Raw genomic sequence first — 22,258 nt, forward strand, 5'->3', positions numbered from 1 at the left:
ACTTTGGCAATGGAACAGAAAGGTAGGTGACGCTTGTGACGACGGTCTCGTCAAACCCGGACTTCACCGATGATGAGCGACGTACCCGACTGTACGACGGCCAGGTTCTGGTCTACTCCGCCTCCCCGGAATCGCTCGCATTGGTCGAGCATGCACAAACCCTGATCCGCGATGCGTTCGGCGCCAGGGATCCGCAGACTGCCCAATTCGACATGCCCATAGAGGAGTACGCGGCTCTGCTTGCCGAGTTGAAGCCCAAGTTCATCCATCATCACGAGTCAAAAAGACGCTTGCGGGCGCTGCTGGCATCATTCGGCTGTGACCTCGACCGGACCTACTTCGACGTGCCGCGCCTACGCACATCGACGTCGAACAACTACCTGACATCAGGCATCTCTTACGTGTTCCACCCACACCGCGATACGTGGTACTCGGCGCCGCTCAGCCAGCTGAACTGGTGGATTCCGATATATCCGGTGGTCGCTGAGAACGTCATGGCCTTCCATCCACAATATTGGGGCAACGCGGTCCGGAATGGGTCGCGCCACCACAACTACTACGAGTGGACTCAAAACATTCGGCCCAGTGCCGCTCAGCACCTCAAGAGCGACACCAGAGAACAGCCGAAGCCGGAGGAGCCCGTGCAGCTCGAACCGCAACTGCGGGTGGTGCCCGAAGCCGGCGGAGTGATGATCTTCTCCGGCAATCACCTGCATTCAACCGTGCCGAACACATCGGGCAGGACCAGGTTCAGCATCGACTTTCGGACTGTGCACATCGACGATGTCAAGTCTCGTCACGAGGCACCGAACTTCGACTCCGATTGCGCAGGTTCGACTTTGCGCGACTTCCTACGCGCGAGTGACTTCGAGCGAATGCCGGAAGACGTTGCGCTTGACTACGAGAGATTGGTGCCCGCCGATGGCTGAGACTATTCCGCTGCGGGACGCCGACGATGTCGTCGCCACTGACGTGGATTCCATTTGTCGTCGGCTTCGGGACGAATTGGCGACGATGGCAGGCACCCGCCTTCTGATCACGGGCGGCGCTGGGTTCCTCGGCTACTACTTCGTCCATGCCATCCACCACCACAATCGGAACGTATCCGAGGCCGAGCAGATTTCGCTGACCGTCTTCGACAACTACGTTCGCGGTGTTCCAGGTTGGACCAAGCAATTAGACAGGCAACACGGAATCCGCTTCCTCGCCTACGATCTCGCGGCGCCGCTCCCTGCGGGCATCGGCGATTTCGAGTACGTCATCCACGCCGCATCGATCGCGTCCCCGAACTATTACCGGCAGCGCCCGATCGAGACGATGGATTCCAACGTCAACGGTTTACGGGCGCTGCTCGACCACTTCCACCGTCAGCAGATCGACGGCAAGCAGGTCGGCGGGTTTCTGTTCATGTCGAGTAGTGAGATCTACGGGGACCCGGCACCGGAGTGCATTCCAACGCCCGAAGACTACCGCGGCTTCGTATCCTGCACCGGACCGCGCGCATGCTATGACGAAGCGAAGCGGTACGGCGAGACGCTGTGCGTCAACTTCGCTCAGCAGTACGGCCTTCCGGTCCGCGCGGCAAGGCCGTTCAACAACTACGGGCCGGGTCTGAAGATCACCGATCGGCGGGTTTTGCCGGACTTCGCGCGGGACGTTTTCGCCGGCACGGATATCACCATCCTCTCCGACGGCACCCCCATGCGCACCTTCTGCTACGTGGCTGACGCAGTCGTCGGCTATTACAAAGCACTGGTCGGTGGAGGGGTCGGTGAGGCCTACAACATCGGCACGGAAGCCCCAGAGATCTCGATGGCCGACCTCGCACAGAGGATGGCGGATATCGCGTCGGATCTGTTCGGATACCGCGGTTCTGTCGTGTTGGGCCGAACGAGCGATCCGGACTATCTGCGCGACAACCCCAACCGTCGATGCCCCGATCTCTCGAAGGCGCGTTCCGAACTCGGCTACGAACCGGTCGTGACACTCGATGAAGGCCTGCGCCGCATGCTCATCTGGTACGCAGCCAACTGTGGCGGTGACGACGCCTGATGCGCATAACAGTAATCGGCACAGGCTATGTCGGGTTGGTCTCGGGTGTGTGCTTCGCCGAACTCGGCCACGACGTGGTGTGCGTCGACGTCGACCAGCACAAGGTGGAAAAGATCCGCTCCGGCGTACCGCCCATTCACGAGGATGGACTCGCCCCGATGCTCCAACGGCACATCGGTGGTCGATTGAGAGCAACCACTGACCTCGTGGAGGCGGTGACAAGCAGCGACTTGTCATTCATCGCTGTGGGAACACCGTTGCGCGACGGCAGAATCGACCTCAGCTTTGTGAAGACGGCTGCCGAGCAGATCGGCATTGCCCTGCGTGACACTCCGCACTACCACGTCGTCGTTGTGAAGAGCACGGTAGTGCCGGGAACCACCGAAGACGTCGTGTTGCCCATGCTGGAGGCGGCATCAGGGAAAGTCGCCGGATCAGACTTCGGTGTCGGCATGAACCCCGAATTCCTGACCGAGGGAGAAGCGGTGAGCGACTTCCTGCATCCCGATCGGATCGTCCTCGGTGGTCTGGACGACCGCAGCATCGACACGATGGCCGCGATGTATGAGCCCTTCGACGGCGTACCGATCATTCGAACCAATCCACGTTCGGCAGAAATGATCAAGTACGCATCCAACACGCTTCTCGCCACCATGATCTCGTTCTCGAACGAATTGGCCAACTTGTCATCCGAACTCGGCGGGATCGATATTCCGACAGTCATGAAGGGCGTCCACCTGTCCCGCTATCTCACCGATGGGGAAGGGCGGACCGCCCCGCTCGCAACATTCTTGTACCCGGGGTGCGGATACGGGGGAAGTTGCCTGCCCAAGGACACCAAAGCGCTTGTCGCACAGGGCTCTGAGCTTGGCGTCGAGATGCGGGTCCTCGCAGCCGTCGATCACGTGAATGAGGGGCAACCAGACCAAATGCTGGCGATACTACGCCGGCACTATCCGAGCCTGGTGGGCCTCCGGGTAGGGGTACTGGGCTTGGCATTCCGGCCGGGAACTGATGATATGAGGGAATCGCCCGCCATCCCGATCATCAGAACGCTCTTGGGTGGTGGGGCCGAAGTTCGGGCGTACGATCCCGTCGCGGCGGAATCGGCCACGGCCGCATTCGCGGGACTGAACGTGAAGTTATGCCAAGAGCTGACAGAAGCGATCGAGGACGTCGACGCGGTACTTCTCGTGACTCGATGGGCCGAGTTCGACAGCATTCCCCGACTGATCTCGCACAAGGCGGAGCCACCCCTGCTCATCGATGGACGCAGGATGATCGAACCTCGCAGCGTGCCGAAGTACGACGGTATCGGTGTCTAGCGTGTCACGTCAGTCATGTCGCCACTGCCGCGGAAGCTCCGGCGTCGTTGTCCTCGACCTCGGCGACCAACCGGCATGTGACGACTTCCCGCTTCTGGACGATCCCGGTCCAGATGCCGCTTACGCCTTGCAGATGTGGCTCTGCTCCGAGTGTGGACTGGCGCAACTGGTGGATGACCCCACCGACGCTGAAGAGCCACGTGGTGTCGAGCCCGCGGCGTTGATTGCACAATCGGTCGATGCCGTAGAACGGGTCGCGGCCGCCGGCTGGGTGCGCCCGGGGATGTCGGTCGCAGAATACGGAAGTCCGCACGGTGGTTCGTGGTTGCAGATGATCGCGGACCGCGGGTTGACCGTCGCCGGCGATCACGACACCGCCGATGTAGTAGTCGACTGTTTCGGTTTGATGCACTGGAGAGACCAAGCGGCAGCGATCGCTGAGCGGGCGCAGCGGGTAGCGCCCGGCGGTGTGTTGCTCATTCAATACCACGAGCTACGAGCCATTGTCCGGCAAGGACAGTGGAACATGCTCAGGCTAGGTCACTACGCGTATTACTCGATGTCGGCACTTGTCGAAATGCTTGCGCGCGTGGGCTTTCAGGCGCGAACTGCCTGGAGCTTCGATTTGTACGGCGGCACTGTCCTGCTTGCAGCCACCCGCAGTGGATCACCCGATCCGAGCGTCCTGAGAATCCTCGAGGATGAAGATCGGCTCGGTATCCGGAATGCTGACTACGTCAGTCAGCTCGAGTCGAGCGCGAAGTTCTCGGCAGCCGGTTTGCAGGCCTGGCTTGCGGACCAAAAGGACACTGGGACTACGGTGTTCGCTTATGGCGCCGCTTCTCGCGCAGTCGCCATGCTCGCAATGGCAGGAGTGGACGCGACAACGCTGTCAGGTGTCGCCGATGCATCTGCGGCAAAGTGGGGCCGTCGCATGCCAGGGACGGACATCCCGATCGTCAGTCCGGCCGAACTGTTGAACGCCAGTCCCGATCGGGTGCTTCTCCTGCTTCCCGACCTCATGGATGAGGTGCGCGCGCAGTTGCCTGAAATCGAGAACAACGGTGGCATGTGGGTGAGTACTGAAGCGATCATGTGTTCCTCCAGTCTGGAGGCCGCAGGCCGTGATTGTTGAATCCACCGTCGCAACGTCGAATTCGCGGCCCAGGGCCGTCGAAGTAATTCGAAGAAGCGTCCGCCGAATGGCGAAGCGCGTACTGGCAGCGACCAGCGGGCGGTTCGAGTACTACGTGGCGCGAAGCATGTACGAGCCCTACGAGTCGCTCGACGTAAGTCCTTTCGGACGTATGAATCGGCGAGGCTTCGTCGATTACGTGCGTTGGAGTACCGCCGAGCTGCTGAAGCGCGAAATAGTCGAACGCGGCATAGCTGGAGCTGTTGCCGAAGTCGGTGTGGGCGAAGGCGATTTCGCGTGGCTCCTCAACCATTACTTCAGCGATCGCAAGCTATATCTGTTCGACACCTTCTCGGGCTTCGATTCGCGAGATCAGGACGCCGATGTGCATGCTGGCCTGCCGTCGCAACCGTATCCGGATCCTGTCGCGTCCGCGGTCCAGGTACGCGACCATCTGCCGAATCCGGAACTGGTTGACCTTCGCGTTGGGTGGTTCCCCGAATCCGCTGCCGGTCTGGAAGGTGAAACATTCGCCTTCGTCCACGTGGATGTCGGCCTGCACCGTCCAACGCTCGCCGCACTCCAGTGGTTCTTTCCGCGACTCGCCGCCCATGGCTATCTGCTGGTGGCCGACTACGGAACAAGCCACACGCCGGGGGTGCGACAGGCGGTGCGGGAGTTCGCATCTACATCTGGGGCCGCCTATGTGGTGCTTCCTGACCGTTCAGGAACAGCTGTGTTCACCAAGATGTCGTGACACCGACGCCAATTGACGTCAACTCGTTGCAGTAAGGGCACGCTCGTGGACGAGTGGCACCATCTCGATGCCAGGCATCTCAGTCTCGCCGCGCATGATTTGGAGATACCGCCTGCGCAACTCTGCAAGCAGTCCAGATTGGTCATAGTGGAACCCGTCGACCTCCTCGACGAGGGTCAGCTCGGTAATGGTGCCGGCCAGGCCGCACTCGTCGGCCGCGAGCAGTTCACTGCGATCAATCGGCCTGCGTTCGAACGGCACTCCCTGTTCTGCGGCAACGTGTTCCAGTGCGTCGATGGTGATGCTGTCGAGGCAGCCTTCGTGGGCGGGAGGCGTCGCGATGCGGCCTTTGGTCGCGATGAGCACGCAGGCGGCGGTAGCCTCGGCGACACGTCCCGAATCGTTGAGCATGATCGCGTCGTCGTAGCCGAGGCGGCCCACTTCGATGCGGGCCAGTCGTCCGCCGACATAGTTGGCGCTGCACTTGATTCGCGCGGGTAGCGCGACATCGACGGCCTTGCGCCACGTGCTGACGCCGAGTCGCATCGATTCGGGATTGTGCTTCTGCTGTGTGAAGGCGGTGACGATCAAATCGGCTGCGGTCCCCTCACCCCAGTGCCCGTGCGTGACGTAAAGAGTGGCGCGGAACCAGAGATCGCGGTCGGGGACCAGCAGTTGGCCGGCCAGGGTATGCAGACCCTCCAGGAATTGCTGGTAGCTGAAGTCAATGGGCACGTGCAGTAGCGCCGCTGATCGGCACAGACGGTTATAGTGTTCGCGGGGAGCTCGTATAGCGAATGAATTTCCGCTGTGCTGCCAGTATCCTTTGAGCCCCTCGAAGATGCTCAGCCCGCGCGTAAGCGCTTCCGCGCTGATGTGAATCCGTACGTCTTCATATGGTACGAGTTCGCCGTTGACAAGCGCCCACGGTGGCGTTTGAAGCTGCGATAGCGAAGCGACATGTCCCACGATATAGCCCTTTTTCCGGATATATGCGCCCGCACGAGTGCTGGCAGCAAGCGTCCTCGTAGCAGCGTACGGCATGGCTGTGCGGGCCACAATTCGCGAGGTGCACACTCGCGAGCGCCGCAATACGAAGCCTCGGTGCCGTGCTGGCAGGTCGCTCGCGGTGGGGCTCCTGCGATGTCAAGGCCACTATGTAAGAATTAGCTGAAGGGCGCAGTGCAGTCGCCAAGTGTGCAAGGAGTAGGACCAGAAAGCGATGAACAGATACCGCTTCAGTTCGAAGGCGCCGGATCCACGCATTCTCTGCATTTCGTACCGGGACGTCGCGCCGGTCATCTCGCGGTGCGCGCAGTACGAGTTCGAGGACCTCGTCGCCGCGGTCGATGATGTTGACGTCGTAGCCCCGGCCGGGCTGGTCGTGCCGGAGAACGCCGACACAGCGGTGCAGGCCGTCATCATGACGCTCCAGCGACTGGCTGTGAAAATCTCAAGGCGGTTCAAAGTCAAAGTCGAGGGTGCGCTTCCGCTGACTGGCCGAAGAAGGCCTCCAAAGGACGCCTCTCGCAACTATGAGATGTTGCTGGTCAACTGTGAGGCACCTGGCGACCTCTATAACCTCGCGCCGTTCGCAATGTGGCGCTCGAGGGCCCGTGTCTCAGTGTGTTACGTGCAGGAACTCTGGGCTGCGGATGTCCCGAACTTGGGCAGCGTGCTGAATATCCTCAAACAGTTCGACCACATCTTCGTTGAGAATCGAGAAACGGTGAAACCGCTAGCGGCGGCCACCGGTCGACCGTGCCATGAGGTTCAACTCTCCGTTGACGCACTGAAATTCTGTGCGTATCCGGATAACCCCGCCCGTGCCATCGACTTCTATGCGATGGGCCATACTCCGCCGGAGACGCACAAGGCGCTACTGCAGATGGCGGAGGGCGGTGATTGGTACTACATGTACGACACGGTGTCGAACTCGCCTGTCACAAGCCACGTCGACCACCGCAGGCGTTTGGCGGACATGATCAAGCGCTCCCGATTCTTCTTGGTCAACATCGCGTCATGGCACAAAGGCGATCGCATCGGTAGCCAGCACGTGTTGGGATTGCGTTACTTCGAGGGCGCGGCCGGTGGAGCAGTACTCGTCGGCGATGTCCCGCGCAACGAATTGTTCGACGAGTTCTTCGACTGGCAGGACTCGGTCATCCCACTTCCGTTCGATTCTGGCGAGATCGCTGACGTGATAGCCGAATTGGCCGCCGATCCAGAAAGACTCGAGCGGATCAGCAAGACCAATATGGTGAATTCGCTTCGGCGGCACGACCATGTGTACCGCTGGAGCCAGATCCTCTCTATCGCAGGGCTGAATGAGACAGACGCGATGGTGAGACGCCGTTACGAGCTCGAGGATGCGGCGACGTCGATCGAGCTGACCATCCCGCGTCACCGCGCGAGAGCGTAGCGCTCGCCGAGCCGACCCCCCGAACGGATTTACGTAGCGGAGTTGGTCGAGTTCGCGGTCGTGGAGTGCCACTGTTGTGTCCCGGGATCCGAATTGGCAGCGTCGGGAACATATTCCATTCGGGGTCGCTATGAGCCGGTTGTGGTGCGTCCCCGTTACGTGCCGGGATCAGAATCGGAAGTGTCGGCAACGTAGTCCAGACGGGGTCAACACGCACTCTGGTCGTATTGCCGAGTTCTCGAGTCGTACGAGCGCACTCGAGGCATTCGATTCCGACGCACAACACGAGGCTGGACAGCACGCCGACAAGTGCCCCGGTGGTGCCCGCGTACATCGCTCCGAGTGCGACCATCGGCGCTCCGATGAGTCCGCTGATCACGATCGCACGGGTGATCGCGTCGAGACGGTGCACTGGGGCCAGCGCAGCCACTTCGACGACCCGCTCGATGAATGCGACCGCGATGCAGGCAGACATCAGACCAACCGTTGCGATGGACAGCGAGATCTGTCCGTTACCAAGCCAATTGGCTAGCGGTGGTATCAGCACGGCAGCACAGATGCCGATGACGACGGCAAACGCGGATCCGGCCACAAGCGCGGCCTTGATCCGTCCGACCAGAGCTGCCCCGGTGGCGCGGGGAACCCAGCCCTGAAGCACCGTGCTCGCAGGCGACAGCGCGCTTGCCGCCTGTGTCTGGATCTTGTCAGCGAGCGCGAACGACGGCTGTATTCCTGGAGCGATGACCGAGACGATCATCAGCGGTGCGGAGTAATAGACAGCCGCGCAAAGGCTCGACGCGATGCCGTGACGATGCGCCGACAGTACTGTGCGGAGCGTGCGGGGACGTCGAAGCTCGGCACCTTCGCGGACAGTCGAACGCAGCACCCACACAGTCGAGATGACGAATCCGGCGAGGACACCCGAGAGCATTCCGATGAGCCCTGTTAGTGCACTGTGTCCGGCATGCATCAAGACGATTCCGACCGTGGTTCCACCAGCTCGTGGGAAGGTGTCGAGTACCAACATCGTGTAGGGCTTTCCGACTCCCACGTAGTACCACTGCGGTGTCAGACCGACGCTCGTAATGGCGATCGCTCCAAATGCTGCGAGTTCCTTGGCATCTGGCGCCAGGACGCAAGCGATACCCGCAGCGATGGCTGAAATCGGGATAAGCAAGGCCAACTCGGCGCGAATTGCCTCGATATACTCCACTCGGCGTACAGTTGCCGACTGGTTGGCGATCCGCGCGGGACCGAAGACACCCCAGCCGTAGCCAACGACAACCGCTGCGACGCCGCCAACGGCCTGGCCGACGACGATCGCGCCCCAAGCCACTCTGCCGTCAGCCGCCACCATCGCCGGGATGGCAGCCAGGGACGCCAGGGCCAATACAACGATCGAGAGACCGAACCCGACTAGGCGCGAGGTTCCCGACCTCGCGCGTCTGCCCGCTCCGCCGGTCGAAGGCGCGCGGTGCTTTGCCGTTGCGTGATGCTTCCCCATGGTCTCGCGGTACTCAGCTTGCTCCGGCGAGGCCATGATCACGCAGCGATGTGAGGAGCCGCTCGCCGATATAGGTGCTTCCGTCGGCGTTGGGATGCACGCCATCAGCGCTGACCATAGCCGTGGAATCGACACTGTCGTACCAGCGTTGGGCGACGGGATCGATGACGACTCCGCCAACTGCAGCCGAAGCAGTAGCGAGGCGGCGCACCAGCGTTTGATAGCCGTCGTAGGAATCGGGCGAGAGGAAAGACGGCACGACGGTAGCTATCTTCGCATCGGGCCATTGATGCCGGACTGCCATGAGGCACTGCGACATCGCCTCTGCGACTTCATTTGCCGGGAAACTCAGGTCATTCCGACCCGCATCGAGGACTACCAGGTCGACGTCGGGGAACATTCGGCCGTCCTGCGCAATTCGGTCGATCAGCTTGGAGGTGTCGCCGTTCCCGGTTCCCTGGCCGTCGGCGATGAAACCGGTGCCGCCTTGGGCGTCGACGTGAAGTCTCCATCCCTCGCGGTGCGCGATGAGCGCGGGGTACGCCTGCGCCTCATCAATCGTCGCCCCCGCGGTGAAGCTGTCGCCGATGAACAACACCGACCGCTGCCCACCTTGTTCGCCTCTTGGCAGGCCGGTACTGGCGACTGCAACGGCGGTGACGGTGATCGCGGTCATGGCAAGCAACAGAATGACAAGTCGCTGGATTCGCACACTCGGGATGAATTGCAGTCGTTTCGCGCCGAAACGAGAGGACCCGGACGTCTTCGACCGGTGAACTGGCCTGCTCACAATTCCTGCCACCTACCTGCTAAATTGCTGACCGTAGGGCCGCTCAACTCCCGCCCGAATCTAGCATGTCGCCCAATCCGGCGCGACCTGCGGCCAAGTCTAAGAGAACACTAAATACAATTGCCATGATGCTTCGTGGTTATCTCTCTTGTATGGTGTGGTACACCGCGTAGCGGATTTTCTGTGCGCGATCGATGCAGGGTTTCTTCGAAGGAATACGCGAGTGACACATTTGGCGGGCAGCGACCTTGCGCTCACGCGTGGTCTGCACAGCCAATCTCGCGACCCGATCGATAGCAGCGGCCTCGGTTCGTGGATTCTCGCAGCGTGGGCCGGAGCCGCCATGGCTGTGCTGTTTCCGGCCGCCCTCGTCCTATTGACTCCGTCAACTGCGAGCAGCGTCTGGTGGCTTTCGCTGATAGTGACAACGCTGTCAGCACTGCGATGGGCATGGATCGTTGCAGAAGGTCGCAGGCGACTCTTCGAGATGTCGTTCTGGGTGTTCACCTACGTTTTCCTCGGGGTAGCCCCGCTGGTACAGATGCGCAGCGGCATCAACCCACAAACAACGCCGCGACTCGACGCGGACCTCCAGCAGGCCGCAATGGTCGTGGTCATCGTCGGGTTGGCCGCGTTCGTCGTCGGCTTGAGCTTCACCGCCCCCACTCATCGGAAGCTGTTCCGTGGGCGGTACGTCCACGACGGCGCTGATCTGACGCGCACAGTCCTGCTCGCGTTCGTCGCGCTACTGAGCGCGGTGTTTTACATCGGGAAGATCGGGCTGGGCACGCTCTTCTCGACGCGCGACGAGGCGGTGATCGCTGTAGCAGCGGCATGGCCCGAAAGTTCCGTCGCCGCCCTTATTTCAGGCTTCACGGTCATGACGCTGCTGGTGTCATTCATCGCGCTGGTAAACGCTATTCGGGAGACGCGGAGCCGTGATTGGCCACTAGTTGCGCTCTGTGTATGCGTTGGAGTCGTGCTGGCGGTTGTCGCAAATCCGATCACGAGTCCCCGATATGTTTTCGGCACAGCCGCACTCGCCGTCGCCGCTCTTTTCGGACTGTTCGCAACCCCACGACTATTCCGCACCACGGCAATACTCTGGGTGGTCGCGTTGATCGGACTATTCCCCTTGGCGGACGCGTTCCGATACTCCAGCGAGGGTGAGATCAAGGCGGGATCTGTTGTCGAATCTCTGACGTCCGCAGACTTCGATGCATTCGCCCAGATCAACAACACACTGCTTTATGTGGACCGGCATGGCTTCACCGACGGCGAACAAGCCGTCGGCGTCCTGCTGTTCTGGGTCCCACGGGGCATTTGGCCTGACAAGCCCCGCGACACCGGGATTCTCTTGGCCGCTTCACGCTCGTACAGTTTTCAGAATTTGTCCGCGCCGTTGTGGTCAGAGTTGTATGTGAACGCCGGCTGGCCCCTGCTGATCCTCGGCATGATTCTCGCCGGCGCGCTGGTCCGGAAGCTGGACGGACGTATCGAGGAAAGCCTCCAGCGGGCCCGGGCCCCCGGCATCCTGGCGTGCGTCATGCCGTTCTATCTGGTGATCCTCCTCCGTGGTTCGCTGCTCCAGGCGATGTCCTATCTCACGGTGATCCTCGCGTGCACAGCGTTTGTGGCCCGATGGCGAAAGGTCGACGCCCGATGAAGCGCGTCACACGCGATAGACCGAGCGGCTACACCGTCTACTTGGTTGCGGCGTCGATCATCATCGTGGTTCTCGCCTCGGCCATCTGGGTGAGGACTGGCCATGGGGCGCCATCCCACGGATCCATCGAGACTTCATACCCATCGGTACCCCTGGCGAAGGTTCCGCGGTCCACTGCGCTTTTTGTGGGCGACGAATTCACCGCGGGATACGGCGGCATCGGTCGAAATGCGTATCCGCGAATCGTGTGTAACAACATGCAGTTCGTCTGCAATGTCGACGCGAGCGCAGGCACCCGTCTAGTCAGTACATCCGACGCCGCGGCGGACAGTGCGCTCATCGACAGGCTTGCGACAGATCAGAAACTGTATTCCGCCGATGTCCTCATCGTGGATGCCGGCCGCAACGATCTGGATCAGCCAGTGCCGGTCTATGCCGATGCGCTCTCGCAGTACCTGACACGCGCTGCTGGAAGCTGGCCCGACGCAAAGATCGTGGTCGTTGCGCCCACCTTCCTGTCGCCTGAACCGGCGGAGATCTATACGAGTCGACTACAGGCGATCCAGGATGCGGCCGCGTCGGTCGGCGGAATCGTCGTCGACCCGGTGTCAGAGGGCTGGTATCAGGGGGTTGACGTTGCGTCCTTGCTTCTACCGGACTCCGCGCACCCAAATCAGGCGGGCCATCACCACATCGCCGACAAGCTTCAGCAGTCGCTGGCAAGCCACGGCATCACACCGAGAGGCGATAGCCGATGAGCTGGCGAACATTTGCCCTTTTCCTCCGTGAGCACTGGGAGTTCATCACCTGCTCATCGCTGGCCGGGGTCATCGCCGCGATGGGCCTGATCCTCGTGACACCAGCCAAGTTCGCGGCGACGGCGGAGCTGTTTCTGGCGACCCCTGGTTATGCGAGTATGGGATCTCTTGCGACCACCGAGGCAAGTCCATACCTCGCTGATGCGTTCTCACAGGAGCGAGCCCGAACCTACGTTCAACTCGCGACTCGAGACGACCTCGCCCGCCGAGTCGTCGAGCGACTTCGGCTTCCCATGACACCCGAGGATCTATCCGCGGCGACATCCGCGTCAGCGAAGCCCGACACAGTCCTCATCGATGTCACCGTCGAATCCGAATCCCCCTCGGAAGCAATGGTTCTAGCCAACGCGGTGGCCTCGGAACTCGCCAACGACATCCGGGCGCTGGAACTCCCCGGCGGCGTGCTGATCCCCAATGTGGATCCGGTCCTCACTCAAGCTGCCCAGGAACCGAAGAAGCCGAGCTCGCCCAACATCGTCATCTATCTGGCAGTTGGGCTGACGCTCGGGTTTCTCGCAGGAATCACCGGCGCCGCCTGGTGGGGCAGTGCCCGCGCCGCGCGTGGAGTCAGTGTGATCAAGCGGATCACGGGGCGGCCGCTCTTGGCTACTGTCGACTCCGATCTCGACGTCAGTAGCGCGCTGCGAACAGACAATGGTTCGACCGCCGGGGGCAACTCTCAAGTCGTCGCACTCGCAAGTGTGACAACGAGTACCGCGATTCCCGAAACGGCGGTGGCCAAACTTGCATCTGATCTACGCGGTAACAGGGCGCGTGCCGTCTTGGTCGCGATCGGTGATTCTGCTGCCACTGAGGCGATGGCATACCCTTCCCCGGACAGAGGCCTCGCTGCCGTCCTGGCCGGAGATCTGCCGCTGGCCTACGCAATACGACACGGTAATGCCGGCACGCTCGATCTCCTGGGCGGCGCCGGCCCCGACAACTGGCTGCCACTTCTGCGATCTCAGCGATTTCACCAGTTGATCTCCGAGTTACGAAGCTCGTATGACGTCGTGCTCGTACACCACCCTGACTTCCTGAATCCCGCAGTTGCCACCGCCTTCAATGACTCGATCGACGGCGTGGTCCTCATTGCCAACGAAGGACAAGTCAAGCGGGGCGAATTAGCGAATGCCACAAGGCGCTTGAACCATTGGAACATCGGGCTCGTCGGAACAGTAGTGCTGTCCCCGAAGAGCCCAGATCAAGCGAAGTGCCACCGGACTGAAGCAATGGCGGGAATGGGAGTCTGATCATGGGAAGGTTTGCCCGTCGGTGGTGGGTTGTCGGTCTCGGGCTTGTGCTCGGCCTCGCGGCCGGTTTTCTAGTCGGAGACATGCAGCCGAAGTCCTACACGGCCACGACCACGCTATTCCTGGGTTCGCCGGCGAGTGTCGATTCAGCGGGCGCCTACAACGGCGATCTGTTCTCCCAGCAACGTGCTGAGACCTATGTGAGCCTGGTCGGCAATCGTGACCTGGCGGTGAAGGTCATCGACGATCTCAGGCTCGAGTTGACGCCTGAGGAACTCTCCACCGAAGTGGTGGCGTCACAGGTTCCGAAGACTGTGCTTCTGAACATTTCGGTGACTGACCGGTCACCGCAGCGCGCCGCTGAGATCGCCAACGCGTATGCGACTGCCTTCACGCAGTATGTGGCGAGATTGGAGACGCCTGCCGGAGCGCCGGTTCCGAGTTCCACGCTCAGCGTTGTGCAGCAGGCCGAGCAGCCGGATTCTCCTGCCGGAGTCGATCTTTGGCTCTACGGAGCGATCGGTTTGGTGGTCGGTCTCCTACTCGGATTTCTCGCGAAATGGGCGTTGCAGCGCGCTGACCGAACCATACGTTCGCCCGAACAGCTTGGTGACGCCGCCGAAGCGCCCGTATTGGGTGTGCTTCCGCGTGACAAAAAAAGGAGCGCGACGAGGCTGGACATCGACCTCCACGCATCATCGAAATACCTGGAGGCTGTTCGACGGCTACGCACCAACTTGCTGTACGTCGACGTCGACAATCCCCCGAAGTCCATTGCCTTCGTATCACCGACATCGAGTACGTCGACTACGGCGACCGCAACCAACCTGGCAGTCGCGCTCGATGGCATTGCCCGGCAGGTCGCCGTCGTCGACGCAGACCTTCGCAAACCCCGCTTGGCCAGTTATCTCGGACAGCAGTCTGAGGGTGGGCTCGCGTCGGTATTGGCTTCGTCGGCCAGTGTGGATGACGAACTCATGCAAATCTCGGGCACCGGAATCGACGTCATGGTTGCCGGCCAGTCGACCAAGGCTGCCAGCGAACTCGTAGCGTCCGACGCCATGGAGAAGGCGCTTGCCGACCTTCGGAACACCCACGACTTCGTCTTCGTAGATACTCCGGGACTGTTGGCCACCGTCGACGCAGCAGTCACCGGCTCGGCGTGCGACGGTGTGATCCTGGTTGCGGCGCAAGGAAAAACAGCTGTCAGCAGCATGAAGGAAACCGCAGACGCCATGCGCCAAACCGGTGCAAAAATTCTTGGCGTGGTGCTGACGGAGGCCCGATGAAAGTCGGGTGGCCGTGTCCTCGTTAGCTCGTATACGGGGCGTGCTGCGCAGAATCTCCTTCAGGTCTCCGCTGTTGGCGTGCATCCTCACGATCCTGCTGGTCGGTGGACTCCTCGTGCCCGAGCCTGCCCGCGTTGATGTGTCTGATTCAGGGCTGACGGCCGGCACAGCCAAGATGGTGTTCGCGCACTACTTTCCGCCGTATCCGATCTCGATCGACAATCGAGATGCGGCCTCCGATTACTATTCGACGGACTACCTCTCCCCGAGAGGAGAGCGGGGCATTCACGCTGAGTACGGTGGCTTTCTTCGCGACCGCCCTCTGCCGAGAGCACCGCGACCAGAACAAGATTGGCGCGAACAAGACTTGTCGACGGAAATCGGTCAAGCAATGTCCGCGGGTATTGATGGTTTCAGTGTCGACATCCTTGTCGCCCACGACAGTCCCGGCGCGTGGATCGCTCCGATCCCATCGATGATGCTGCAGGCGGCGGAAGCGGCCGATCCGGCATTCAAGATCATGTTGATGCCCGACATGACTGGAGAACTCGGCGACATGTCGCCGCAAGGGATGGCAGACGAAATCGCCTTGCTGGCCGCGAGTCCCGCTGCTTTTCGGCTCGCCGACGGCAGGCTCGTCGTGTCGCCCTATCTGGCCGAAAACCGTCCGGTGGCGTGGTGGCGAGATTTCATGGCGGCTATGCAGACGCGCAACATCGACATTGCGCTAGTGCCGCTATTTCTCGACCCTTCGGACGCGAATATCGATAAGTTTGCACCCATCTCCTATGGCATGTCCGCTTGGGGCCCGAGGAGTCCGTCGAACAGCCCGGTAAGCGGTTTCCCCCTGGACACGGTGCGCAAGGTGCACAGCAAGTCCGATGTGTGGATGCAGCCCGTCGCCATGCAGGATTATCGACCGCGAGACGAGACCTACGACGAGTCGGAGAACACGACGAACCTCCGGAACACGTGGCAGATCGCGATCGACAGTGGTGCGGAATGGGTGCAGCTCATCACCTGGAATGACTATTCGGAGAACACCCAAGTCGCTCCGAGTACGCGACATGGATACGCCTTGCTCGAGCTGATGTCCTATTACATCGCGTATTTCAAATGCGGCCAACCGCCATCGATCACTGAGGACAAAGTGTTCTTGTCGCACCGGACCCAATCAGTTGCTTCGAGGCCCAGCCGACAACGCGCGCTGGCAAGACTGCGAAGCAAAAGTTCGCCTGGTCGCGACGCCGTCGAGGCTCTGACGTTTCTCACTGCCCCCGCAAAGGTCATCCTTCGGGTGGGTGACACGGTCACCGTCTGCGACGCTTCCGCCGGTGTGTCCGAATGCCTTGCTCCGATCGGAGCGCTGACTCCCAAAGGGTCTGTGGTCAGCGTCGAGGTGCTCCGCGGCCGGTCGACCGTTCTGAAACTCGTTTCGCCCGACCGCATCATCGCGAACCCGCTCTATCAGGACCTTTCCTACGTCATGTTGCAGACCCAAGCGACCAATCCAAGGAGTTCACTTGCCCACGAACAGGTTCAGGGAGTTTGGTTCTCCGCTTCTGGCACTGCTGACTGCGGTGGCACTAGCGACCGTACCGGCGTGTACTCAACCCGCGGCAGAGTACGTCAGCACGGCGGCCACGCCTAACGCAGCGTTACCGATCCCCTCCATCGCGACTGAGATCCGGGACCAACGCGGAACTGTTGTCAACACAGTCGAGGACTGGAATACCACTGAGCCGTTGACACAGGTCGCTGCCACCCGCTATAACGTCGTGTTCCGGTCGGTGTCGGGAATCGACGGAACTCTTCGCGATGTGTCCGGATCGGTTTTCGTTCCGCCGGGTCCACCTCCGACTGGCGGCTGGCCGCTCATCGCATACGGCCACGGCACCACCGGTCTCTCGCCCGACTGTGGTCCCTCCGCGTTTCCGGATCTACTGGGCTACGACAGCGTGGTCGCGTCGCTAGTGGCTCTCGGATTTGTCGTGTCCGTGCCCGATTTCGAGGGATTGGGCCAACCCGGCGTACATCCGTTCTTGGAACCAAGGACTGCGGCCTTCAACATGATCGACGCGGTCCGCGCTGCGCGCAACGTCGTGCCCGACACGTCGACCAGGTGGTTCGCGGTCGGCGTTTCCCAAGGTGGTCAAGCCAGTTGGGCCGCAAATGAACTGGCGGGCGAGTACGGTGACGGTCTCCAGTTCCTCGGTTCGACCTCGCAATCACCCTTCGCGGATCTGTCCAATATGCCCGAACTCGCCTCCGGCGGCTGGCTCACACGCGCTCAACAGGTACTCCTTCCGCTATTGGTCGAAGGCTTGAAGAGAACCCATCCCGGCATCGATCCCACCGACTATCTGCACGGCGCGCTGGAGGCAAACAAGCAATTGTTCTTGGCCTGCACCGGCCCTGCGATCGAAGAGTCCAGAGCAGTCGTGGTGGGGGTCGCCGACAGCGTACCGACCTCACCGGCCGCGACCGATTCCCTACGTAAGGCGTTGGCGGACTACGCAGTTCCGCAACGACCTGCGAGCGGGCCGATGTTGGTGATCACGGGTAGTGAAGACGATGTGGTGCGTCCGCAGTGGGTGACGTCGGCCGTCGAGGAGGCGTGCAAGCTGGGCGACACCGTCGAATTCGTGATTCGCGACGGCGAAACTCAGTACAACCTCGACGCGGGTCCGCGCGTAGCTGCCTGGCTTCAGGAGCGCCTCGTGGGAGCTGCCCCTGTGAACACCTGCGCCACTTGAATAGTCACCTGAGGCTTGATCAGTCACTCCACCGCGCGCTTGTAGATGTCCTCGAGTGCGTCGACGACGAGGGACATCCCCAGCCTATCTGTCGCGGTGTCGTAGGCATTCCTTCCCGCGGTCGCGAGAAGGTGCGGATATTCCAGCAACCGATGGACGGCGTCGGTCAGCGAGTCCAGATCGGAGCCTACGACGCTGCCGCTGCCCGTTTCCTCAATGAGGGAAGCTAGCCCGCACGTATCGGTGACGACGACGGGCACCCCGACCGACATGGCCTCCAGCACACTCATGGGGAACGGCTCGTCGATGGACGGAAGCACATAGATCGCGGCTCGCCGCATTCGATCTGCCGCTAGGTCAGGTGCGAGTGCCCCCTCATAGCGCATGCGTGACTGCAGGCCGTATCTGGTGATCAATGCGTTGACTTCGGACAAGGTGCCTTCGTCCGGTCCCACGATTGCGAAGTCGGCCGCGACACCTCGCTCCACGAGCCGACGGGCCATCTCCACGAATATGGCCGGTCGCTTTCGTGGATGCAGCCGGGCCAGGAACAGCACCTCGTGTGGCTCCTGCATGTTCGTCGTGTCGCGCGGAACAGCCTGCGGCACACCGTTGCTCAATTCCCGTAGATTCGGCAGTGGCTGAGCCACCCCTCGAAGGTCGTCGCGTTCACGCGAGGTGAGAAACAGCACAGTGCTGGCCGATCGGAGAACCGGTGCGGTCCAGAAGAGGTCGAGCGGCTTTGCCAGGAGCCGGCTGCTGTGGTCGATCATCCCGTGAGGTTGCGCGACAATTGGCACACTGCGCTTCAAACACGTTCGCGCAGCTGGCAATGTGACGAAATCCCGCGCCAGGTGAATGTGCGCTACGTCGAAGTGCTTGGCGTTGTCAGCGATCCAGCGAGACATGCCTGCGCCGCGGGTACCGGCAAAGCCGATGCCCGGTAGTGCGGTTTTGGCCGGGAACGCCTGGACGGGTATGCCGTCGATGCCGGTCGGCAACTGGTCATAGCCTCTTGCCGCCGCCGCGATGACAACCTCGTGGCCCCTGTCGCGGAGCTCCTTGCTCTGGTTGACAGCGACTCGAACCGGTCCGCCGTAGGACGCGTCTGGAGATAGGAGGGTTACCACCTGAAGAATTCGCATGAGGGCCTGCTCTATGCACCGTCGGCCGATTGTGAGTGTTGCGCCAGCACAAGCGCACCGGGCGGAACATCAGACGTGACCAATGCGGTCGCACCCACTACGGCGTCCTCGCCGACCGTGACGCCACGCAGGATCGTCGACCGAACGGCGATCCATGCCCCGTCGCCGATTCTGATCGGCGCGTTGTCGAATTCGAATGTTGGCGAACGACGCTGATGGCTACCTGTACACAGAAGCGCTTCTTGCGAGATGCATACGTCGTCTCCGATGGATACCGGCTCGAGGTTGAGAATCCAGACGCCCTCGCCGATCCAGGTGTTCTCGCCGACGACCAATTTCCAGGGCCAATGGACTCTGACGCGGTGTCGGATCAGCGTTCCCTTGCCGATCTGCGCGCCGAACGCACGCAAGATCGCGAGACGAAGTCGATTCGGGCACCACCACCGGGTGACAACCATGCCCGAACTGGCGAGCCATGCGATTTGCACCAGCACACTTCGTCCCTTGTCGTAGCCCGCCCCGGTGAAGCCAGACAGCGATCTGCGGCGAGTTCGAGACTCAGTTGGTCGGGTGTGACTGCTCAGATGCATCGTGCAAATCGCCTATCGCGCTGGGGGGGACCAAATGATTGCGAAAATATACTTGGCGAACGACTTTACAAGCTCATGGGCGGCAGCACCACCCGCGGGAGTCGCACCCGACGCACCGGACCTTCCAGCACTCAAATCCACCTTAACTGCAGTTCATACTGGCTGTGGTTCGTCGCGACACCACGAGGTACATAACAGTGTTGGCGCGCACCTGGTGCGCTGCTATCGTTTCCGGGGCGAAGTCAAAGAAGTTTGCGAAAATTGTCGCTCCGGTAGGAAAAGGATCCAGGCTTGGCGATGAAACTAGTCATTCACGATTACGCCGGCCATCCGGGACAGGTCCACCTCAGTAGGGAATTGGCGCGCCGGGGCCATCAGGTGGAGCACCAGTACTGCGCCTCGTACACCACGGGCCGGGGTGCAACGGAGCGCCGCGAGGGCGACCCCGAAACGTTTTCGGTGCGCGCGCTGGATCTCGGTCGGGAATTCGCCCGGTACTCACCGCTCGTTCGGCTGTATCAGGAACTGCGGTACGCGCGCCTTGCGCTCCAGAGCATCGTGCGCGTGCGCCCGGACGTTGCGGTGCTGTCCAATGTTCCACTGCTGTCGCTCTTCCTCGTCACGATCGCACTGCGCGTCACCCGGATTCCCTACGTCTTCTGGCAACAGGACGTCTACAGCGATGCGATCAATGTCGTTGCCCGGCAACGGCTTGGGCGGGTAGGAGGCGTGATCGGCTGGTTTGCCGACCGTGCTGAGCGCACGGCGGCTCGAGGAGCGTCGGGCGTCGTTCCCATCAGTGAGGCGTTTCTCGATCGGTTCGATTCGTGGAAGATCCCGAGATCCAGGATCCGGGTGATCCCCAACTGGGCGGCGGTCGATGAAATGCCGCAGCGCGATCGCGACAATGCGTGGGCACGGGCACACGACAACGTGGGTGTCCCGGTGGCGATGTATGCAGGGACCCTCGGCCTGAAGCATGATCCCTCGCTGCTCGCCAAGATCGCCAAGTCTGCGCCCGCCGGCGCGCGCATCGTGGTCGTGTCCCAGGGCCAGGGCCGTGAGTGGTTGGAGAGGCACGCCGTCGACGTCCCCAGTCTGGAATTGCTCGACTATCAGCCCTATGAACAACTTCCGGACATGTTGGGCAGCGCCGACGTGCTCATCGCCGTACTCGAGCGCGACGCCAGCCGATACTCGGTTCCGTCGAAAGTTCTCAACTACTTCTGCGCCGGGCGACCGGTTCTCGGTTTGGTGCCACCGGACAACGCCGTCGCGCACATGATCGAATCCGCTCAGGCCGGCGTGGTTGTGGATCCCGGAGACCCGGATGCGGCGGCAGCTGCGCTCAACCATCTGCTTGCCGACCCCCTTCGGCGTGAGGAACTCGGGAGCGCGGCACGCCAATACGCGGAGACGAAGTTCGATGTCGTGGCGGTCGGTGAAGTGTTCGAGGCCGTATTGGCTGCAGCGGTCGCTTGACAGTCCCTGCGGCGACCATCCCCGAGCAATAGCAACTATCTCAATATGTGCTAAATGCATGAACATGCAAAGTTAGCAAACCAGATGTCGAAACAGTACATCCAGTAGCGAGCGCCGACGTCGAGCTTTTGCCCAGCGTAAAGCAGTGATGCGGATCATATATTGACGGATCTGCTCCTGATTGTCGCGGCGGCTGAGACGCGTTACTCTCTCAGAGCAAATATATTGACTTCTTAAATTGCATCGCTGAATGTGACGTAGCGATCAGAAAGGTTCCCATGGCAAGCTCGAGTGGCACGGTGCTGATTACCGGCGCCGGAGGGTTCATCGGTGGACACCTCGCCGCCAAGCTGACGGAACAAGGCCTCAAGGTGCGCGGGGCAGACGTGAAGCCGTTCAGCGAGTGGCATCAGATCGCAGAGGGAGTTGAAGCGCTCCAACTGGATCTGGCGAAGCTCGACGACTGTCGTGAGGCCGTGGCGGGTGTCGACACCGTCTACAACCTGGCCGCGGACATGGGCGGCATGGGTTTCATCGAGACCCACAAGGCGGATTGCATGCTGTCCGTGCTCATCAGCACCCACATGCTGCTCGCGGCGCGCGACCCGCCGTCGATCGGTTCTTCTACTCCAGCTCCGCATGTGTCTACGCGGCCGACAAGCAGGTCGACAGCGATGTGACCGCGCTCAAGGAAGACGACGCGTACCCGGCCATGCCCGAAGACGGTTACGGCTGGGAGAAGCTGTTCAGTGAGCGGATGGCGCGCCATTTCCTCGAGGACTTCGGTATGAAGACGCGCGTCGCCCGCTATCACAATGTTTACGGCCCCATCGGCAGCTTCGAGGGCGGGAGGGAGAAGGCTCCTGCTGCACTGTGCCGCAAGGTCGCCGAAGCTGCGTTGTCCGGTCGTCGCGAGATCGAGATCTGGGGCGACGGCGAGCAGACCCGCAGCTTCATGTACATCGACGACTGTGTCGAGGGCACGTTACGGGTCGCCGCGGGAGACAGCGCCGTCCCGGTCAACGTGGGCAGTTCGGAACTCGTGAGCATCAACCAGATGGTCGACATCATCGAGGAGATCGCGGGTATCTCGGTCCGACGGAACTACAAACTCGGTGCCCCATTAGGTGTGCGCGGCCGCAACAGCGACAACACCCTGATCCAGGAGATCTACGGATGGGAACCGTCGGTCCGGTTGGCTGATGGCCTCGAAAAGACGTATCGATGGATTTTCGATGAGCTCGCCAGCCGGGAGTCGCTGCTCGCTGTCTGAT

General features: G+C 61.4%; 19 protein-coding genes and 2 pseudogenes. 16 read left to right on the top strand and 5 right to left on the bottom strand.

Annotated features, from left to right (window positions below; translation table 11 throughout):
• The first annotated feature begins 35 nt into the window (after positions 1-35).
• The 6 genes and pseudogenes from ACIA48_RS20960 to ACIA48_RS20985 all read left to right on the top strand — a co-directional run bounded on the left by ACIA48_RS20960 (position 36) and on the right by ACIA48_RS20985 (position 5,269).
• Positions 36-929 (top strand): hypothetical protein, encoded by an 894-nt coding sequence (locus tag ACIA48_RS20960; RefSeq protein ID WP_396735791.1) that lies wholly within the window; start codon positions 36-38, stop codon positions 927-929.
• On the top strand, positions 922-2,052 hold the full coding sequence (locus tag ACIA48_RS20965) for an NAD-dependent epimerase/dehydratase family protein (protein ID WP_396735794.1): 1,131 nt from the start codon (positions 922-924) through the stop codon (positions 2,050-2,052). The genes ACIA48_RS20960 and ACIA48_RS20965 overlap by 8 nt, the downstream gene beginning before the upstream one ends.
• Entirely contained in the window at positions 2,052-3,377 is a 1,326-nt protein-coding gene (locus tag ACIA48_RS20970) for a UDP-glucose dehydrogenase family protein (RefSeq protein WP_396735796.1), read from the top strand. The genes ACIA48_RS20965 and ACIA48_RS20970 overlap by 1 nt, the downstream gene beginning before the upstream one ends.
• A 1-nt stretch (position 3,378) precedes the next feature.
• Positions 3,379-3,492 (top strand): annotated as a pseudogene (locus ACIA48_RS20975) (transferase); the annotation flags it as partial.
• Between the two features lie 234 nt (positions 3,493-3,726).
• On the top strand, positions 3,727-4,512 hold the full coding sequence (locus ACIA48_RS20980) for a methyltransferase domain-containing protein (RefSeq protein ID WP_396736822.1): 786 nt from the start codon (positions 3,727-3,729) through the stop codon (positions 4,510-4,512).
• Positions 4,513-4,579: 67 nt separating this feature from the next.
• Positions 4,580-5,269 carry a TylF/MycF/NovP-related O-methyltransferase gene (locus ACIA48_RS20985; RefSeq protein ID WP_396735799.1) on the top strand — a complete coding sequence of 230 codons (690 nt, stop codon included), beginning with the start codon at positions 4,580-4,582 and terminating at the stop codon, positions 5,267-5,269.
• 18 nt (positions 5,270-5,287) lie between these two features.
• On the opposite strand, the gene ACIA48_RS20990 is transcribed toward ACIA48_RS20985, so the two are convergent.
• Positions 5,288-6,313, bottom strand: coding sequence for an aminotransferase class IV (locus tag ACIA48_RS20990; protein ID WP_396735801.1), 1,026 nt, complete (start codon positions 6,311-6,313; stop codon positions 5,288-5,290).
• A gap of 178 nt (positions 6,314-6,491) precedes the next feature.
• Here ACIA48_RS20990 and ACIA48_RS20995 point away from each other — a divergent pair, with 178 nt between their 5' ends.
• Entirely contained in the window at positions 6,492-7,691 is a 1,200-nt protein-coding gene (locus ACIA48_RS20995) for a glycosyltransferase (RefSeq protein ID WP_396735804.1), read from the top strand.
• On the opposite strand, the gene ACIA48_RS21000 is transcribed toward ACIA48_RS20995, so the two are convergent.
• The gene (locus ACIA48_RS21000) at positions 7,582-9,081 is read right to left on the bottom strand and encodes a hypothetical protein (protein WP_396735807.1); all 1,500 of its coding nucleotides are present in this window, start codon (positions 9,079-9,081) and stop codon (positions 7,582-7,584) included. The genes ACIA48_RS20995 and ACIA48_RS21000 overlap by 110 nt on opposite strands.
• A gap of 127 nt (positions 9,082-9,208) precedes the next feature.
• On the bottom strand, positions 9,209-9,871 hold the full coding sequence (locus ACIA48_RS21005) for an SGNH/GDSL hydrolase family protein (RefSeq protein ID WP_396735810.1): 663 nt from the start codon (positions 9,869-9,871) through the stop codon (positions 9,209-9,211).
• A gap of 337 nt (positions 9,872-10,208) precedes the next feature.
• Here ACIA48_RS21005 and ACIA48_RS21010 point away from each other — a divergent pair, with 337 nt between their 5' ends.
• The 6 genes from ACIA48_RS21010 (at position 10,209) to ACIA48_RS21035 (ending at position 17,767) form a co-directional block, all read left to right on the top strand.
• Positions 10,209-11,651: an oligosaccharide repeat unit polymerase gene (locus tag ACIA48_RS21010; RefSeq protein WP_396735813.1), complete on the top strand. Its 1,443-nt coding sequence runs from the start codon at positions 10,209-10,211 to the stop codon at positions 11,649-11,651.
• Positions 11,648-12,409 (top strand): SGNH/GDSL hydrolase family protein, encoded by a 762-nt coding sequence (locus ACIA48_RS21015; RefSeq protein ID WP_396735816.1) that lies wholly within the window; start codon positions 11,648-11,650, stop codon positions 12,407-12,409. The genes ACIA48_RS21010 and ACIA48_RS21015 overlap by 4 nt, the downstream gene beginning before the upstream one ends.
• Positions 12,406-13,722, top strand: coding sequence for a hypothetical protein (locus ACIA48_RS21020; RefSeq protein WP_396735819.1), 1,317 nt, complete (start codon positions 12,406-12,408; stop codon positions 13,720-13,722). Before ACIA48_RS21015 ends, ACIA48_RS21020 begins: the two co-directional genes overlap by 4 nt.
• Before the next feature lie 2 nt (positions 13,723-13,724).
• Positions 13,725-15,011: a Wzz/FepE/Etk N-terminal domain-containing protein gene (locus ACIA48_RS21025; RefSeq protein ID WP_396735822.1), complete on the top strand. Its 1,287-nt coding sequence runs from the start codon at positions 13,725-13,727 to the stop codon at positions 15,009-15,011.
• A 40-nt stretch (positions 15,012-15,051) separates the two neighbouring features.
• Positions 15,052-16,662 carry a glycoside hydrolase family 71 protein gene (locus tag ACIA48_RS21030; protein ID WP_396735825.1) on the top strand — a complete coding sequence of 537 codons (1,611 nt, stop codon included), beginning with the start codon at positions 15,052-15,054 and terminating at the stop codon, positions 16,660-16,662.
• Between the two features lie 94 nt (positions 16,663-16,756).
• Complete coding sequence (locus ACIA48_RS21035) at positions 16,757-17,767, top strand: lipase family protein (protein WP_396735828.1); 1,011 nt, start codon at positions 16,757-16,759, stop codon at positions 17,765-17,767.
• A 23-nt stretch (positions 17,768-17,790) separates the two neighbouring features.
• On the opposite strand, the gene ACIA48_RS21040 is transcribed toward ACIA48_RS21035, so the two are convergent.
• Together ACIA48_RS21040 and ACIA48_RS21045 are read right to left on the bottom strand one after the other, a co-directional pair.
• A complete protein-coding gene (locus ACIA48_RS21040; protein WP_396735831.1) occupies positions 17,791-18,912 on the bottom strand; it encodes a glycosyltransferase in 1,122 nt (373 codons plus the stop codon).
• 11 nt (positions 18,913-18,923) lie between these two features.
• Entirely contained in the window at positions 18,924-19,502 is a 579-nt protein-coding gene (locus ACIA48_RS21045; protein WP_396735834.1) for a DapH/DapD/GlmU-related protein, read from the bottom strand.
• Positions 19,503-19,799: 297 nt separating this feature from the next.
• Between ACIA48_RS21045 and ACIA48_RS21050 the strand changes: the two genes are divergently transcribed.
• From ACIA48_RS21050 to ACIA48_RS21060, 3 genes and pseudogenes are all read left to right on the top strand, one after another.
• A complete protein-coding gene (locus tag ACIA48_RS21050; protein ID WP_396736824.1) occupies positions 19,800-20,984 on the top strand; it encodes a glycosyltransferase family 4 protein in 1,185 nt (394 codons plus the stop codon).
• 278 nt (positions 20,985-21,262) lie between these two features.
• Positions 21,263-21,574, top strand: a pseudogene (locus ACIA48_RS21055) (NAD-dependent epimerase/dehydratase family protein); the annotation flags it as partial.
• Positions 21,538-22,257: an NAD-dependent epimerase/dehydratase family protein gene (locus tag ACIA48_RS21060; RefSeq protein WP_396735837.1), complete on the top strand. Its 720-nt coding sequence runs from the start codon at positions 21,538-21,540 to the stop codon at positions 22,255-22,257. The pseudogene ACIA48_RS21055 and the gene ACIA48_RS21060, both read left to right, overlap by 37 nt.
• Position 22,258: the final 1 nt, after the last annotated feature.

The organism is Mycobacterium sp. NPDC051804, from assembly GCF_044452905.1.
Classification (GTDB): domain Bacteria; phylum Actinomycetota; class Actinomycetes; order Mycobacteriales; family Mycobacteriaceae; genus Mycobacterium.

Excerpts from the sequence above, each read along its gene's own strand:
- ACIA48_RS20965 (WP_396735794.1), top strand. The coding sequence starts at position 922 with ATGGCTGAGACTATTCCGCTGCGGGACGCCGACGATGTCGTCGCCACT.
- ACIA48_RS20970 (WP_396735796.1), top strand. The coding sequence starts at position 2,052 with ATGCGCATAACAGTAATCGGCACAGGCTATGTCGGGTTGGTCTCGGGT.
- ACIA48_RS20985 (WP_396735799.1), top strand. The coding sequence starts at position 4,580 with ATGGCGAAGCGCGTACTGGCAGCGACCAGCGGGCGGTTCGAGTACTAC.
- ACIA48_RS20990 (WP_396735801.1), bottom strand. The coding sequence starts at position 6,313 with ATGCCGTACGCTGCTACGAGGACGCTTGCTGCCAGCACTCGTGCGGGC.
- ACIA48_RS20995 (WP_396735804.1), top strand. The coding sequence starts at position 6,492 with ATGAACAGATACCGCTTCAGTTCGAAGGCGCCGGATCCACGCATTCTC.
- ACIA48_RS21005 (WP_396735810.1), bottom strand. The coding sequence starts at position 9,871 with ATGACCGCGATCACCGTCACCGCCGTTGCAGTCGCCAGTACCGGCCTG.
- ACIA48_RS21015 (WP_396735816.1), top strand. The coding sequence starts at position 11,648 with ATGAAGCGCGTCACACGCGATAGACCGAGCGGCTACACCGTCTACTTG.
- ACIA48_RS21020 (WP_396735819.1), top strand. The coding sequence starts at position 12,406 with ATGAGCTGGCGAACATTTGCCCTTTTCCTCCGTGAGCACTGGGAGTTC.
- ACIA48_RS21025 (WP_396735822.1), top strand. The coding sequence starts at position 13,725 with ATGGGAAGGTTTGCCCGTCGGTGGTGGGTTGTCGGTCTCGGGCTTGTG.
- ACIA48_RS21040 (WP_396735831.1), bottom strand. The coding sequence starts at position 18,912 with ATGCGAATTCTTCAGGTGGTAACCCTCCTATCTCCAGACGCGTCCTAC.
- ACIA48_RS21045 (WP_396735834.1), bottom strand. The coding sequence starts at position 19,502 with ATGCATCTGAGCAGTCACACCCGACCAACTGAGTCTCGAACTCGCCGC.
- ACIA48_RS21050 (WP_396736824.1), top strand. The coding sequence starts at position 19,800 with ATGAAACTAGTCATTCACGATTACGCCGGCCATCCGGGACAGGTCCAC.